This window comes from Peribacillus sp. NPDC097675 (genome assembly GCF_050277655.1).
In the GTDB taxonomy this organism is placed as follows: domain Bacteria; phylum Bacillota; class Bacilli; order Bacillales; family DSM-1321; genus Peribacillus.
The window spans coordinates 47,755-63,336 of the sequence record NZ_JBNNSK010000001.1; the positions used below are offsets into that span (position 1 = coordinate 47,755).

12 protein-coding genes are annotated in these 15,582 nt (G+C 40.6%); 11 read left to right on the forward strand and 1 reads right to left on the reverse strand.

Features of this window, described 5'->3' with window-relative positions; genetic code table 11:
- Nucleotides 1-221: 221 nt before the first annotated feature.
- The 5 genes from pfkA (at nt 222) to aceA (ending at nt 6,684) form a co-directional block, all read left to right on the forward strand.
- Nucleotides 222-1,181, forward strand: coding sequence for a 6-phosphofructokinase (pfkA, locus tag ACQKL5_RS00230; RefSeq protein ID WP_427605858.1), 960 nt, complete (start codon nt 222-224; stop codon nt 1,179-1,181).
- A 109-nt stretch (nt 1,182-1,290) separates the two neighbouring features.
- Complete coding sequence (gene pyk / locus ACQKL5_RS00235) at nt 1,291-3,051, forward strand: pyruvate kinase (protein WP_427605860.1); 1,761 nt, start codon at nt 1,291-1,293, stop codon at nt 3,049-3,051.
- 81 nt (nt 3,052-3,132) lie between these two features.
- A complete protein-coding gene (locus tag ACQKL5_RS00240) occupies nt 3,133-3,525 on the forward strand; it encodes an FxsA family protein (RefSeq protein ID WP_427605862.1) in 393 nt (130 codons plus the stop codon).
- A gap of 238 nt (nt 3,526-3,763) precedes the next feature.
- A complete protein-coding gene (aceB, locus tag ACQKL5_RS00245) occupies nt 3,764-5,356 on the forward strand; it encodes a malate synthase A (protein ID WP_427606580.1) in 1,593 nt (530 codons plus the stop codon).
- A 44-nt stretch (nt 5,357-5,400) separates the two neighbouring features.
- On the forward strand, nt 5,401-6,684 hold the full coding sequence (gene aceA, locus ACQKL5_RS00250) for an isocitrate lyase (protein WP_427605863.1): 1,284 nt from the start codon (nt 5,401-5,403) through the stop codon (nt 6,682-6,684).
- 52 nt (nt 6,685-6,736) lie between these two features.
- On the opposite strand, the gene ytvI is transcribed toward aceA, so the two are convergent.
- Nucleotides 6,737-7,879, reverse strand: a complete 1,143-nt coding sequence (ytvI, locus tag ACQKL5_RS00255) for a sporulation integral membrane protein YtvI (protein ID WP_427605865.1) — start codon at nt 7,877-7,879, stop codon at nt 6,737-6,739.
- Nucleotides 7,880-8,065: 186 nt separating this feature from the next.
- Between ytvI and ACQKL5_RS00260 the strand changes: the two genes are divergently transcribed.
- The 6 genes from ACQKL5_RS00260 to pnpS all read left to right on the forward strand — a co-directional run bounded on the left by ACQKL5_RS00260 (nt 8,066) and on the right by pnpS (nt 15,370).
- Entirely contained in the window at nt 8,066-8,527 is a 462-nt protein-coding gene (locus tag ACQKL5_RS00260; protein ID WP_427605866.1) for a DUF441 domain-containing protein, read from the forward strand.
- 540 nt (nt 8,528-9,067) lie between these two features.
- On the forward strand, nt 9,068-10,183 hold the full coding sequence (citZ, locus tag ACQKL5_RS00265; protein ID WP_427605868.1) for a citrate synthase: 1,116 nt from the start codon (nt 9,068-9,070) through the stop codon (nt 10,181-10,183).
- Nucleotides 10,184-10,337: 154 nt separating this feature from the next.
- Nucleotides 10,338-11,606 carry an NADP-dependent isocitrate dehydrogenase gene (gene icd / locus ACQKL5_RS00270; protein ID WP_427605870.1) on the forward strand — a complete coding sequence of 423 codons (1,269 nt, stop codon included), beginning with the start codon at nt 10,338-10,340 and terminating at the stop codon, nt 11,604-11,606.
- 122 nt (nt 11,607-11,728) lie between these two features.
- Nucleotides 11,729-12,664 (forward strand): malate dehydrogenase, encoded by a 936-nt coding sequence (mdh, locus tag ACQKL5_RS00275; RefSeq protein WP_427605872.1) that lies wholly within the window; start codon nt 11,729-11,731, stop codon nt 12,662-12,664.
- A 214-nt stretch (nt 12,665-12,878) separates the two neighbouring features.
- Nucleotides 12,879-13,595 carry a response regulator transcription factor gene (locus ACQKL5_RS00280; protein WP_427605873.1) on the forward strand — a complete coding sequence of 239 codons (717 nt, stop codon included), beginning with the start codon at nt 12,879-12,881 and terminating at the stop codon, nt 13,593-13,595.
- Entirely contained in the window at nt 13,592-15,370 is a 1,779-nt protein-coding gene (gene pnpS, locus ACQKL5_RS00285; RefSeq protein WP_427605875.1) for a two-component system histidine kinase PnpS, read from the forward strand. The genes ACQKL5_RS00280 and pnpS overlap by 4 nt, the downstream gene beginning before the upstream one ends.
- Nucleotides 15,371-15,582 lie beyond the last annotated feature (212 nt).

Sequence of the window (15,582 nt, forward strand, 5' to 3'; positions counted from 1 at the left end):
CTTGACTTAGGCTTTTAATGCCCAATGTACGAAAAAATGGTCCTTATTTTGGTAAAGAACTCAATATTTAACGCAATTTACTTCAAATTATGAACAGAATAAGTTAGTCTTAGAACATTGGGTTTAAGCATAAGAAGAGTTTCTTGCTTATCTTAAGTGAAAAAAGGGTACAATGATAGCACATAGTTTATTTCATTAGATCGGTAGGAGAGGTGACCATTATGAAAAGAATAGGTGTATTAACAAGTGGAGGAGATTCTCCAGGCATGAATGCGGCAGTTCGGGCTGTCGTCCGGAAGGCAATTTTTCATGAAATGGAAGTCTACGGCATCTACCATGGCTACCAAGGCCTGATCAATGGTGACATAAGACGTCTTGAACTTGGCTCAGTCGGGGATATCATTCACCGCGGAGGCACCATGCTACATACTGCTCGCTGTCCCGAATTCAAGACGGAAGAAGGACAGCTAAAGGCAATCGAACAATTAAATAAAGTGGGAATTGACGGAATTGTCATTATTGGCGGAGATGGATCCTATCTTGGAGCGAAGGCATTGACGGAACGTGGGTTTCCTTGTATCGGTGTTCCGGGCACCATTGATAACGATATTCCGGGAACGGATTTTACGATTGGCTTTGATACAGCACTTAATACGGTTATCGATGCGATTGATAAAATCAGGGATACAGCAACTTCCCATGAAAGAACATATGTGGTTGAAGTGATGGGCCGAGACGCTGGTGACATTGCACTCTGGGCAGGTCTTGCTGGAGGAGCGGAAACCATTCTATGTCCAGAATATGATTTCGACATGGAAGAGATGATCGGTAAGCTTAACCGTGGACATGAACGCGGGAAAAAGCATAGTATCATCGTTGTAGCGGAAGGCGTAGGCAGTGCCATGGATATCTCCAAACAGATAGAGGCAAAAGCGGGTTTTGAAACGCGTGTGACTGTTCTTGGTCATGTTCAGCGTGGCGGATCTCCTACTGCATCTGACCGTGTATTGGCAAGCAGGCTTGGTGCACGTGCGGTCGAATTGCTTCTTGAAGGATTGGGAGGCAGGGCTGTCGGGATTGAAAAAAATAAACTAGTTGATTATGATATCATTGAGGCCCTAGCAAAGCAGCACACAATTGATAAGAAAATGTACGACCTATCAGCGGAACTATCAATTTAATTGAAAGCTGATACAATAATGAGGCAACAAAAAATTTTGTTAAATACTACGTCCTTCTCCGTTTTTTGAAAACGGCAGATCACGAGTATCTTTATAGGAGGTTGACACCATGCGCAAAACTAAAATTGTATGTACGATTGGTCCCGCAAGTGAAAGTGTAGAAAAATTGGTTCAATTAATCGAGGCAGGAATGAATGTAGCACGGCTGAATTTTTCTCATGGTGATCATGAGGAACATGCTGCAAGAATCCGCAACATCAGGGAAGCTTCAGAGAAAACGGGGAAAAAGGTAGCTATCTTGCTTGATACAAAAGGCCCGGAAATCCGGACGAACAATATGGAGAATGGCTCCATGGAGTTGACGGCAGGTAACGAAGTAACCATTTCCATGCAAGAAGTTTTAGGGACGCCAGAGAAATTCTCCATTACCTATGAAGGTCTTCTATATGACGTACAAGCTGGATCCAGAATTTTATTGGACGACGGTTTGATCGGTCTTGAAGTGTTGAATATTGATGAAACGAAAAAAGAAATTCATACGAAAATCTTAAATAGCGGTACATTGAAAAATAAAAAAGGCGTGAATGTACCTGGCGTTTCAGTTAAATTGCCGGGGATTACGGAAAAAGATGAAAAGGACATCCTTTTTGGTATCGAACAGGGAATTGATTTTATAGCTGCCTCTTTCGTTCGCAGAGCTTCAGATGTACTGGAAGTTCGTGAGTTATTACAGCAAAATGGAGCAGATTATATTCAAATCATCCCTAAAATTGAAAATCAAGAGGGTGTAGATCGTCTTGATGAAATTCTGGAAGTAGCAGATGGATTGATGGTAGCGCGTGGTGATCTAGGCGTTGAAATCCCTGCAGAAGAAGTGCCACTAGTTCAGAAAGATATGATTAAGAAATGTAACAACGCTGGGAAACCAGTCATAACAGCTACACAAATGCTTGACTCCATGCAACGTAATCCACGCCCGACACGTGCAGAAGCAAGTGACGTGGCCAATGCCATTTTTGATGGAACGGACGCAATCATGCTTTCCGGTGAAACAGCTGCTGGTACATACCCAGTCGAAGCGGTTCAAACAATGCATAATATTGCTTCACGTGCAGAAACTGCCCTGAATTATCGGGACATTCTTACAAGAAATAGCAAGGTGGACAGACATAATGTAACCGATGCTATCGGAGAATCCGTTGCACATACCGCTCTAAATCTTAACGCTGGTGCAATCATAACACCAACTGAAAGCGGTCATACGGCACGAATGATATCTAAATATCGTCCAAAAGCTCCTATCATCGCTGTTACTTCAAACGAAAGCGTGTCAAGAAGGCTTGCATTGGTCTGGGGAGTTTATCCACAGATGGGGCCTAAAGCAGAAACGACGGATGATATGCTCCAAACAGCAATCGATCAAAGCCTTGAATCCGGAATTGTTTCCCACGGCGATTTAGTAGTGATTACCGCTGGTGTACCTGTAGGTGAAATAGGAACGACTAACTTGATGAAAATTCATGTGTTAGGAGAGGTTCTATTGAAGGCTCAAGGAATCGGTAGGAAAACAGCGAAGGGCGAAGTGGTAGTTGCCAAAAATGCCAAAGAAGCCTTGGAAAAAGTAAAAGAAGGATCTGTTTTGGTTACACTCGGTTCAGATCGTGACATGATGCCGGCAATCGAAAAGTGTTCCGCATTGATTACCGAAGAAGGCGGTTTGACTAGCCACGCAGCAGTTGTCGGTGTCACATTGGGCATTCCAGTCATTGTTGGGGCAGAAAATGCTACAAAAGTCTTTAAGGATGGACAAAGAATTACGGTCGACGCTAGCCGTGGAATCATTTATGATGGCCACGCCAACGTTTTATAAAACAAAATTTTGGATGAAATCCAATCGATGATGTAAGATAAGTGTACCGTACCAGAAGTGGGCTGTGCAGGAGGAATGTAAATGAAGTATTTTTTATTGTTTATCATTGCGATGCCTATCATTGAGATTATTGTCCTCTTATTATCTGGCAATTTGATTGGGTTTTGGCCAACGCTGTTCCTAATTGTAACCACGGGTTTAATCGGTGTTTTCTTGGCTAAACGTCAAGGAATGGAAACGTGGAGAAAGGCACAGGGACAACTTCGTCATGGAATCATGCCCGGAAATGAAATCATCGATGGAATCTGTATCTTCATTGGATCTGCTCTGTTGCTTTCACCGGGACTGATTTCGGATGTTTTGGGATTAATCCTAGTGTTTCCACCCACGCGTAACCTTTTAAAACCAATTGTTATTCGGTTCATGATGAATAGGATGAACAAAGGAAAAGTAACAATCATCCAACATAAATAGTAAAAGGCTGTCCACATTTGTTATGGTGGACAGCCTTTTTTTGTCCTATTTGCATGGAAAAGAGCCCAATAAGAATGTAACTTCTTTCATCTATTCCAGTTTTTTTAATCGATAAGTCTATATTTTTAAAAAAATAAGAAATTAGGTGACAAATTTATACAGTGTGTTATATAATACAAACAGGAAATGAAATAACTGTATTATAACATAAGGAGTTTGAAAGGATGTGGAGAGCAAGATGATTACGGAAGCCAAAGGATTACAAATTACAGGAAATATCAAGCCAGGATATGAACAAATACTTACTACGGAAGCCCTTCAATTTATTGAAAGAATTGAGCGGCAGTTCGGTGGAAGAAGAAGGGAACTTTTAGAACGTCGTAAAAAGGTTCAGGAAGAAATAAACAAAGGCAAGCAGCTTGATTTCCTGGAGGAAACGAAACATATCCGTGAAAGCGATTGGACGATTGCCCCCCTCCCGAAGGACTTACAAGACCGTAGGGTTGAAATTACGGGTCCGGTTGATCGTAAAATGATTATAAATGCTTTAAATTCGGGTGCTTCAGTTTTTATGGCCGACTTTGAAGATGCCAATTCACCTACTTGGGAAAATTGTATAGAAGGCCAACTTAATTTGCGGGATGCCATCCGCGGAACCATTTCATTTGAAAACTCAAATGGCAAAGTATATACGTTGAAGGAAAAAACGGCAGTTTTAAAAATAAGGCCTCGAGGCTGGCACTTGGAGGAAAAACATGTTCTTTTAAATGGACAGCCTATTTCCGCAAGCATTTTCGACTTCGGTCTATATTTTTACCATAATGTGAAGACATTGATTGAAAAAGGTAGCGGCCCGTACTTCTATCTGCCGAAGATGGAAAGCCATCTCGAAGCTAGATTATGGAATGACATCTTTGTTTATGCCCAGAATGATCTAAGAATTCCACAGGGAACAATTAGAGCGACTGTCTTAATCGAAACGATTCTTGCAGCATTTGAAATGGATGAAATTTTGTATGAGTTGAAAGATCACTCGGCCGGCCTGAACTGCGGTCGTTGGGATTACATCTTCAGCTTCCTAAAAAAATTCCGTCATTCAGAAGACGTAATATTCCCAGATCGATTACAGGTCACAATGACTGTTCCGAATATGAGAGCCTATTCCCTTCTTGCAATCAAGACATGCCACACTCGTAATGCTCCGGCAATCGGGGGAATGGCTGCCCAAATCCCCGTCAAGAATGACCCAGTTAAGAATGATGAGGCTTTTGCGAAGGTCCGTGCCGATAAAGAACGTGAGGCAAGAGATGGACATGATGGTACATGGGTTGCTCATCCAGGCATGGTCAGTACTGCAAAGGAAGTGTTTGACCTTATCGTTCCGAAACCGAATCAAATATACCGCAAACGTGAAGATGTAGAAGTAACGGCTAATGACTTGCTGGAAGTACCTGAAGGCACGATTACGGAAGCAGGGTTGCGAACGAATATAAATGTCGGCATTCAGTATATTGCTTCATGGCTATGTGGTAGAGGGGCGGCACCCATCAATAACTTAATGGAAGATGCTGCAACAGCAGAAATATCCCGTGCTCAAGTGTGGCAGTGGATTCGACATCCTAAAGGCATACTGGAAGATGGCAGGAAAGTAACGGAAGAATTATTCCATCAGATCACAGAGGAAGAATTGGACACCATTAAATCCGAAATAGGGGAAGAAGCTTTCCAATCAGGAAAATTCGACGAATCTACTAAACTATTTGAAGAACTGATAGTGGCAGACGACTTTGCTGATTTCCTTACAAATCCGGCATATGATAAATTATCTTAATATTCAATAAATTAATAGTCTAATATAATAGGAGGAAAAACATAATGACGAATGAAAGAGTAGAACAATTACGACAAAACTGGGAAAATGATTCAAGATGGACTGGGATTAAACGGACGTATACGGCGGAAGACGTAATCAAATTAAGGGGATCCATCGATATCGAACACACTTTAGCACGTCGTGGAGCTGAAAAACTATGGAATCTCCTGAAAGAAGAAGATTTCATCAATGCATTAGGAGCACTAACTGGTAATCAAGCCATGCAACAAGTAAAAGCTGGTTTGAAAGCCATCTACCTAAGCGGCTGGCAAGTTGCTGCGGATGCTAACATCGCAGGGCAGATGTATCCTGATCAAAGCTTATACCCAGCTAACTCTGTACCACAAGTCGTGAAACGTATCAATCAAACACTACAACGGGCCGACCAAATCAGCTTTGCTGAAGGAAAAGATGATATCGACTGGTTCGCTCCCATCGTAGCTGATGCAGAAGCAGGTTTTGGCGGGGCCCTTAACGTATTCGAACTCATGAAGGGGATGATTGAAGCTGGAGCAGCCGGTGTCCATTTTGAAGATCAGCTTTCTTCTGAAAAGAAATGTGGACATTTAGGTGGTAAAGTACTTCTTCCCACACAAATTGCCGTTCGTAACTTAATATCTGCTCGTTTGGCCGCAGATGTAATGGGAACTCCGACTCTATTAATTGCCCGTACAGATGCAGACGCTGCAGACTTGATCACGGATGATATCGATCCAGTTGATGCACCATTCATCACCGGTGAACGTACTCCAGAAGGATTCTACCGCACGAAAGCAGGTCTTGATCAAGCGATTGCCCGGGGCCTTGCATATGCACCATACGCTGACCTTATCTGGTGCGAAACATCCGAACCAAACCTTGCAGATGCCCGCCGTTTTGCGGAAGCAATTCACGCTGAGTTCCCTGGCAAACTACTGGCTTACAATTGTTCACCGTCCTTCAATTGGAAAGCAAAATTAAGTGATGAGGAAATTGCTAGCTACCAAATCGAATTAGGTAAATTGGGCTATAAATTCCAGTTCGTTACTCTTGCAGGCTTCCACTCATTGAACCACAGCATGTTCAAACTTGCTCTTGGATATAAAGAACGTGGAATGGCAGCATACTCCGAATTACAGCAAGCTGAGTTTGCTAGCGAAGGGGAAGGCTATACGGCAACCCGTCACCAACGTGAAGTTGGAACTGGTTACTTTGATGAAGTGGCACAAGTTGTTTCGGGTGGGACTTCTTCTACAACGGCACTCGCTGGTTCTACGGAGGCAGAACAGTTCGAAACATCAAAATAATAGATAGAAAAAAATCCGTTTCGAATATCGAGGCGGATTTTTTCTATGAAACTTAAGGGAATTTATTGGGGGTTGTTTTTTTTGTATCAGGACCCATGATGTACGACCAAATGGCTTTAAAGACATGAGCACGTTGAAGCGTATTGAATATGACCAGGGCCACTGGACCGGCAATCAATCCGAGGAATCCAATTAACTTAAAACCAATGAACAAGGCGATGAGAGTAGCGAGCGGGTCCAAGCCGATACTAGAAGAAAGTACTTTTGGCTCTATCAATTGGCGCTGGACAACCACGATGATATACAGCACAGACAACCCGATGCCAAGACTGTTATTCCCAGAAATGAATTCGAAGATGATCCACGGAATGAAGATGGTACCTGTCCCTAAATAGGGGATGATATCGACTAAGCCACAAATTAAAGCAATGGTTATCGAATATTTGACTCCTAAAATAAGAAATCCGATCAAGATGGTGACGGTCGATAATGAAACGAGTGTAAATTGAGCACGAATGAACCCGAATAATGCTCGTTTTAGATCACGAAATAAACGTTTGGCCCCGGAAAACACCTTATTCGGTAATACGTTTCCTGTCATTCTTCCAAAATGGTCATAGTCTTTACTTATGAAGAAGGTGCCCAATAAAGTAAACAGGAGTGCTGTAACAGTCGTCGGGAACCAACCGATGATAGCCGGAATATTTTTTAGGAAGGTTTGGATGAAACTGCTGACCCCGGTAGTGATGGATTCACCAATGTTTTGGATGTTCTTGATGATGGTGTCTTGCTGCTCGTTATCTAACGTATTGAACATAGCAGTCGTTTGATTGTACAAGGGGATAATCTTGGTGGAGATGAGCGTTTCTATGTAATCCACGATGGTTTCGATATGCTCGGGTATCACACCTGCAAGGTAATTAGTGCCTGAAATGATTTCGGTAACCAAGAGGGTAATAAGTCCAGCAAAAACAAGGAAAATGAGCAATAGAGAGACAAAAACAGCAAGACCTCTTGGCAGGTGAGCTTTCTTTTCGAGGAAAGTAACAAGGGGGTTCATCAAGAAAGCGATAATCATGGCAATAATGAATGGATATGTATACTTTGATAAATAAAAAATCGCCATTCCGCCTAGAATGATACTCCCGATGACTGACAAGAATCGGATGAATCGGTAGATGAAAACAGGGTTCAAGATATTCCCTCCTTCTTACAGTAGCATTTGTATTATAATTGTAACGGTGTTGGAAAAGAAAGGAAAGTTCCTTTTGGGATTCATCTTGAACTTTTTCTTTCAGTGTTCTGATAAAACCTTGAATTTTTCATGAGGAAAAGGTGTAGTTTGTTATGTTAAGATAACAAAAGGAGGAGGAGGTGGCGTATGATAAACGGTCCAGTCATATTTTTAATTTTACTTGCTGCCATAGGGTGGTTTGGGAAAAACACATCACTTATTGCAGCTGCAGGTTTTCTGTTACTTATGAAAATCATTGGGCTTGATACGAAAGTGTTCCCCTATCTAGAAGGTAAAGGAATCAACTTAGGCGTTACGATCATTACCATTTCAGTGCTGATCCCGATTGCAAATGGGGCGATTGGTTTTAAGGAGCTTGGTGATGCTATTAAATCGCCTTATGCATGGATAGCATTGGCTTCTGGAATAGCGGTTGCATTGATAGCGAAAAATGGAATCACCTTACTTTCACATGACCCGCATATTACTACCGCGTTGGTTTTTGGGACGATTCTAGCGGTCGCATTATTCAAGGGTGTTGCGGTAGGTCCATTGATTGGGGCTGGAATAGCTTATTTATGCATGCAGATCTTCGATTTTTTTAAATGATTATCCAATAATGTAAATAATAATTGTTTAATTCTTCTGGAAATTTTTTATCTTCCTTATGTCGTAAATATTCTGCTTGGATTCTTTTTTTATATAAAATTCTATGAAAAAACTAAAAAATGTAGAGGGTTTAGTAACTGGAATTTTTCTAATGAAATAATAATTTTTTCATATTTTAAGCGCTTTTCATTCCCAAAAAAGTGATTATTGTTTATAATAATGTTGTAACTATACCGAGTCATTATATTAAGATTAAAAAATATTGATTTTTTAAAATCTTAAAAAGAGTGTAGTTATTGAGCAAGCGCTCACTAGGAAGCGTGCTACAAGCATTAATTTTTAGAATTCGTATATGCGATTATATAAGGTCGTGCACCTTACTATTGTTTGTGTCACAGTGTGTGAACACTTTCGATGAGTTATGCATGCCTTCAGCTAAAAATATAGATGGTTGGGTAGGATGGCTAACTCTTGGAAGCGCTATATTTATACGTAATGAGCAAGGATATAGGGGAATTTTAGAAAAAGGAGAGATTTTATATGACAGCAACAAAAGGTCTAGAAGGTGTGGTAGCAACTACTTCATCCGTAAGTTCCATCATCGACGATACACTAACTTACGCTGGGTACGATATCGATGATTTAGCTTCAAATGCCACATTTGAGGAAGTAATTTATCTATTATGGCATGGAGCTCTTCCAAACAAAAGTCAATTAGCTGAACTAACAAAACAACTTGCTGAAAACGCAGAAATTCCTGCAGAAGTTGTTAATCACTTCAAAACATACCCAATTGACAAAGTACATCCAATGGGTGCTCTTCGCACAGCGATTTCTCTTCTTGGTCTATATGATGAAGAAGCAGACGTAATGAGCGAAGAAGCTAACTACCGTAAAGCAATTCGCATCCAAGCTAAGATTCCGACGTTAGTAACAACTTTCGCACGTACCCGTCAAGGTAAGGAAGCGGTTGCACCACGTACGGATTTAAGCTTTGCTGCTAACTTCTTATATATGTTAAGTGGTAACGAACCAACTGCAATCGAAGAAGAAGCATTCAACAAAGCATTAGTTCTACATGCTGACCATGAATTAAACGCTTCTACATTTACAGCTCGTGTATGTGTAGCTACACTTTCTGATATCTATTCAGGTGTAACTTCTGCAATTGGCGCATTAAAAGGCCCTCTTCATGGCGGAGCCAACGAACAAGTTATGAAAATGCTAACAGAAATCGGTTCTGTAGAAAACGTAGAGCCTTACATCAACGAAAAATTAGCTAACAAAGAAAAAATCATGGGCTTTGGCCACCGTGTATACCGTAAAGGTGACCCACGTGCTAAACACCTTAAAGAAATGTCTCAAAAATTGACTGAACTTACTGGTCAGCCTCAATATTATGAGATGTCTATTAAAATTCATGAAATCGTGACTGGTCAAAAAAATCTTCCACCAAACGTAGATTTCTATTCTGCTTCTGTATACCACAGTTTGGGTATTGAGCATGACCTATTCACACCAATCTTTGCAGTGAGCCGTGCATCTGGATGGATCGCTCATATCCTTGAGCAATATTCAAACAACCGCCTTATCCGTCCACGTGCAGAATATGTTGGACCAGGTATGCAAAAATACGTACCAATTGAAAACCGATAAAAAATTCGAATAAATTAAATTTTTTTCGAAATTTATATTTAATTTCATCAAATTTGTAGTAAATTAATAGATGTGGGTAAAAAAGGTTAGTGGTTCTGTCGGAATTATAGGGCAGACCAGCTAGCCTTTGAATTTGAATCGGAGGTAAAGAGACATGACACAAAGCCAAAAAATCACAGTTACTAACGGTGTTCTTAACGTACCAAACAATCCAATCGTTCCTTTCATTGAGGGAGACGGAATCGGTCCTGATATTTGGGCAGCAGCAGTACGCGTTTTAGATGCAGCTGTTGAAAAAGCATACAACGGCGAAAAGAAAATCGAATGGAAAGAAGTTTTAGCTGGACAAAAAGCATTTGACCAAACGGGCGAATGGCTTCCACAAGAAACTCTTGATGTCATCAACGAATATCTAATCGCTATCAAAGGACCACTTACAACACCAATCGGCGGTGGTATCCGTTCATTGAACGTAGCATTGCGCCAAGTACTAGACTTATTCGTATGTCTACGCCCAGTACGTTACTTCGACGGTGTACCTTCACCAGTTAAACGTCCTGAAGACACTGACATGGTTATCTTCCGTGAAAACACTGAAGACATCTATGCTGGTATCGAATATGCAAAAGGTTCTGACGAAGCGAAAAAATTAATCGACTTCTTACAAAATGAGTTTGGTGTTAAAAACATCCGTTTCCCAGAAACTTCTGGTCTTGGTATCAAGCCAATTTCTGAAGAGGGTACAAAACGTCTTGTTCGTGCAGCACTTAACTATGCAATCAAAGAAGGCCGTAAATCGTTAACACTTGTTCATAAAGGTAACATCATGAAGTTCACAGAAGGTGCATTCAAAACTTGGGGTTATGAAGTTGCTGAAACAGAATTCGCTGACAAAGTGTTCACTTGGAACCAATATGACCAAATCAAAGAAGCTGAAGGCACAGAAGCTGCTAACAAAGCACAATCTGCTGCAGAAGCTGAAGGCAAAATCATCGTTAAAGATTCTATTGCCGATATCTTCTTACAACAAATCCTAACTCGTCCAAAAGAGTTTGATGTTGTTGCAACAATGAACTTGAACGGAGACTACATCTCTGACGCACTAGCTGCTCAAGTTGGCGGAATTGGTATTGCTCCAGGAGCTAACATCAACTATGAAACTGGACATGCTATTTTCGAAGCGACTCACGGTACTGCTCCTAAATATGCTGGTCTTGATAAAGTTAACCCTTCTTCAGTTCTTCTTTCAGGCGTTCTTTTACTTGAGCACCTTGGTTGGAATGAAGCAGCTAACAGCATCACTAAATCAGTAGAAAAAACTATTGCTTCTAAAGTTGTTACATATGACTTTGCCCGCCTAATGGAAGGTGCAACAGAAGTAAAATGTTCTGAGTTCGCTGACGAACTTATCAAAAACCTTTAATTTTTACTTATCACGCCTTTTGGAAAAGAGCCGATACCGGTTCTTTTCCGGAAGGCGTATAATTATATATTCAGACGTTAAAAATTTTCTGAAATATTTGCATATTTCAAGGGGGAATTCATATGTCTACACGTAAAAAAATTACAGTGGTTGGTGCTGGTTTCACCGGTGCAACCGCAGCATTCCTTGCTGCTCAAAAAGAACTTGGTGACATCGTTTTAGTTGATATTCCACAAGCAGAAAACCCTACAAGAGGTAAAGCACTTGATATGGCTGAAGCAGGTCCGGTCCTAGGATTTGATGCTACTATCATTGGTACTTCCGACTATTCGGATACAGCTGATTCAGACGTGGTTATCATCACTGCCGGCATCGCTCGAAAGCCAGGCATGAGTCGTGATGATTTAGTACAAACAAACCAAAAAGTTATGAAGGCTGTAACGAAAGAAGTGGTCAAACATTCTCCAAATACAACAATCATCGTTTTAACTAACCCAGTAGATGCAATGACTTACACCGTTTATAAAGAATCGGGTTTCCCTAAAGAACGGGTGATTGGACAATCCGGTGTTCTGGATACAGCACGTTTTCGTACATTCGTCGCTCAAGAGTTGAACGTATCGGTTAAAGATGTCACGGGTTTCGTGCTTGGTGGGCATGGTGATGATATGGTTCCTTTAGTTCGTTACTCAACCGCCTGTGGGATTCCTTTAGAAACTTTAATTTCGCAAGATCGTTTAGAAGCTATCGTTGCTCGTACGCGTACCGGCGGCGGAGAAATTGTCAACCTCCTTGGTAATGGTAGTGCCTATTATGCGCCGGCAGCTTCTCTGGTGGAAATGGCTGAATCAATCCTTAAAGACCAACGTCGCGTTCTTCCATCAATCGCTTACCTTGATGGGGAATATGGTTTTGAAGGAATTTACCTGGGTGTGCCAACCGTACTGGGTGCCAACGGAATTGAAAAAATCATCGAATTGGAATTGACAGAGAGTGAAAAAGCAGCACTTTCTAAATCAGTTGATTCTGTTAAAGCTGTCATGCAAATATTGAATTAAGATAAATTCTCTATACGAGACTGCCTAGGTAAACAGCAGGGAAGGCTAAGCCTTTCTCTGTCATTTATCTAGGTGGTCTTTATATATATGGAGGTGAGATTTCTTTAGGTGGAGGATTTTTTAAGTGTGATTTTTCGTTATTATTCTTTATAATAGAGTTGGATGAGTAGACAATGAAAAGTCTTTAGGGTAATACAAAATTCAGGAGGATCTAATGTCAAAGAAAATTCTCGTAGTGGATGACGAACAATCAATTGTTACCTTACTGCAATACAATTTAGAGCAGGCTGGTTATTCTGTTATTACAGCTTTGGATGGGGAAGAAGGTCTACGGGCTGCTGTGGAGCTTCGTCCTGATTTGGTCGTATTGGATTTAATGTTACCCAAATTGGATGGGCTGGAAGTATGTAAACAGCTTCGTCAACAAAAACTCAATATCCCAATACTGATGCTGACTGCCAAAGATGATGAATTTGATAAGGTTCTTGGTCTGGAGTTAGGGGCTGATGATTATTTAACGAAGCCCTTTAGCCCTCGTGAGGTTGTTGCACGGATTAAAGCGATACTCAGAAGATCACAGTTATCTAATGGTATTGAGAGTCAGGTTGATCAGGAGAATCAACCACTTAAAATAGGTGATTTGAAAATTTTCCCTGATCGTTATGAAGCATACTTTGATGAAGAACAATTAGAATTGACTCCAAAGGAATTTGAATTGCTTTTATATCTATTGAAGAATAAAGGAAGAGTTTTGACCAGAGATCAGTTATTAAGCACCGTCTGGAATTATGATTTTGCCGGCGATTCACGTATCGTAGATGTTCACATCAGTCACCTTAGGGAGAAAATTGAACAGGATACAAAAAAGCCTCTCTATATAAAAACGATAAGGGGCTTGGGTTATAAGTTTGAGGAGCCTAAAAAGGAATGACGACGTACCGTAAGAAACTTTTATTCACCCTTATCGCATTGGTGATGGTAGTCCTGATGGCCGTTGGTTTATTATTGGGACATCTTTTCAAAAGTTACTATATTAAGACATTTAATGAACGTATTCAAAATGAAACGTTTTTCATTTCTACATATATTAATGAGCATGGCGGAATCACATCCTTTTTGAAAAAAGGCAAAACGGATAAATTAACGCCATTGCTCGAATCCAACTTAACCATTCTCTCAGCGGACGGAGAAATCTTATATGATTCGACTTCTTCCGACGAGTTGCGTGAAAACCATGCGGATGTCTTGGAAAAGATTACCCTGGAAAAAGGGAAAAATCAAAGGGAAGGCTTCGAAGTGGTGGATGGAGAATCGGATCTTCACTATTATTGGAGTGCCATTGAAAAGGATGGTCAGCTAGAAGGGTTTGTCGTCCACAGTAATGAAATCAAGGCCATTCACCAGGTCAATCGACAAATGTGGAGCATATTGGTGGTTTGTTTAGGGACCGCCTTGATTATCATCTTAATGTTGGCAAGTAAGATTACTTCCTATTACACTCGGCCGATAGAAGAGGCTACAATGGCAGCTATCGAAATGTCGAAAGGAAATTATCGAACGCGTAAATTCGAGCAGCATTCTGACGAAACAGGCATGTTGACGTCTTCATTGAACAAATTGGCCAAAAATCTACAAGAAACAGAAATGGCGAGGGAAATGAACCAAGACCGTTTGGAAACACTTGTTGAGAATATGGGAAGCAGCGTCTTGTTAATTGACAGCAAAGGGTATACAACACTCATTAATCGGGAATACAAGAAAACTTTTGATGTGGACTCACATACGTTCTTATATAAAGACTATTACTCGGTGATTAAAGACGAAGAAGTCATAGCCTTAATCGAAGAGATATTCAGAACGGAAAAAACGATTAAGCGTCAGGTGAAAATTCCGCATTCTCTTAAACGTAAACATTTCGAAATCTATGGTGCCCCAATTATAGGTGATTATGATGAATGGAAGGGTATCTTGCTTATTTACCATGACATCACTGAATTGAAAAAGCTTGAGCAAATGAGGAAGGATTTTGTGGCTAATGTCTCCCATGAATTAAGGACACCGATTACTTCGATTAAAGGATTCTCAGAAACGTTATTAGATGGGGCTTGGAAAGATGAAGCAACGTTGAAACACTTTTTATCGATCATTCTAAATGAAAGTGATCGGCTCCAAGAGCTCATTCAGGCACTTCTTAATTTATCCAAAATGGAACAACAGGAATTTGTTCTGAAAGCAGACAAGGTAGATATCACAAGTACCTTGAAGGAAATTCAGGAAATGCTGATTGGCAAGTTACGAAAAAAGAGAATCTCCCTTGAAATTCAGGTTCCCAAGACTCCGGTATTTATTGAAGGGGAATCAGATCGAATCAAACAAGTGTTCATCAACTTAATTACTAATGCTGTAGCCTATACTCCTAATGGTGGGACTGTATCAGCGACAGTCAGGGAGAATGAACAAACCGTGGATATCATCATTCAGGATAATGGAATCGGGATTGAGGAGAAAGAGCTTCCAAGGATTTTTGAACGATTTTATCGAATTGATAAAGCAAGAAGTCGTGATTCGGGAGGCACTGGAATCGGTCTTGCCATCGTCAAACATATCGTAGAAGTTCATAAAGGTAAAATTACCGTAGAAAGTAAACCTGGAACCGGTACGACGTTCACGGTGACATTCAATAAAAGGTTGAAAGGGAAGATGTAGAGTTTACAAAGGCTTTACACTCCCTTAAAACGAACTTCATAATGGTGGGTTACAATTATTGTACAACCCCTCATCCAAGGAGTTTAGTAAGGCAGGGAGATACTCGTCTCTGCTTTTTTTTATGCGGAAAATTAGCGTGGTATGTCTGATGATTTATTAAATATTTTAAATTTTACGAAACTTTGATCCTTTATTTGCGTAAATAAGATATA

Excerpts from the sequence above, each read along its gene's own strand:
- pfkA (WP_427605858.1), top strand. The coding sequence starts at position 222 with ATGAAAAGAATAGGTGTATTAACAAGTGGAGGAGATTCTCCAGGCATG.
- pyk (WP_427605860.1), top strand. The coding sequence starts at position 1,291 with ATGCGCAAAACTAAAATTGTATGTACGATTGGTCCCGCAAGTGAAAGT.
- ACQKL5_RS00240 (WP_427605862.1), top strand. The coding sequence starts at position 3,133 with ATGAAGTATTTTTTATTGTTTATCATTGCGATGCCTATCATTGAGATT.
- aceB (WP_427606580.1), top strand. The coding sequence starts at position 3,764 with ATGATTACGGAAGCCAAAGGATTACAAATTACAGGAAATATCAAGCCA.
- aceA (WP_427605863.1), top strand. The coding sequence starts at position 5,401 with ATGACGAATGAAAGAGTAGAACAATTACGACAAAACTGGGAAAATGAT.
- ACQKL5_RS00260 (WP_427605866.1), top strand. The coding sequence starts at position 8,066 with ATGATAAACGGTCCAGTCATATTTTTAATTTTACTTGCTGCCATAGGG.
- citZ (WP_427605868.1), top strand. The coding sequence starts at position 9,068 with ATGACAGCAACAAAAGGTCTAGAAGGTGTGGTAGCAACTACTTCATCC.
- icd (WP_427605870.1), top strand. The coding sequence starts at position 10,338 with ATGACACAAAGCCAAAAAATCACAGTTACTAACGGTGTTCTTAACGTA.
- mdh (WP_427605872.1), top strand. The coding sequence starts at position 11,729 with ATGTCTACACGTAAAAAAATTACAGTGGTTGGTGCTGGTTTCACCGGT.
- ACQKL5_RS00280 (WP_427605873.1), top strand. The coding sequence starts at position 12,879 with ATGTCAAAGAAAATTCTCGTAGTGGATGACGAACAATCAATTGTTACC.
- pnpS (WP_427605875.1), top strand. The coding sequence starts at position 13,592 with ATGACGACGTACCGTAAGAAACTTTTATTCACCCTTATCGCATTGGTG.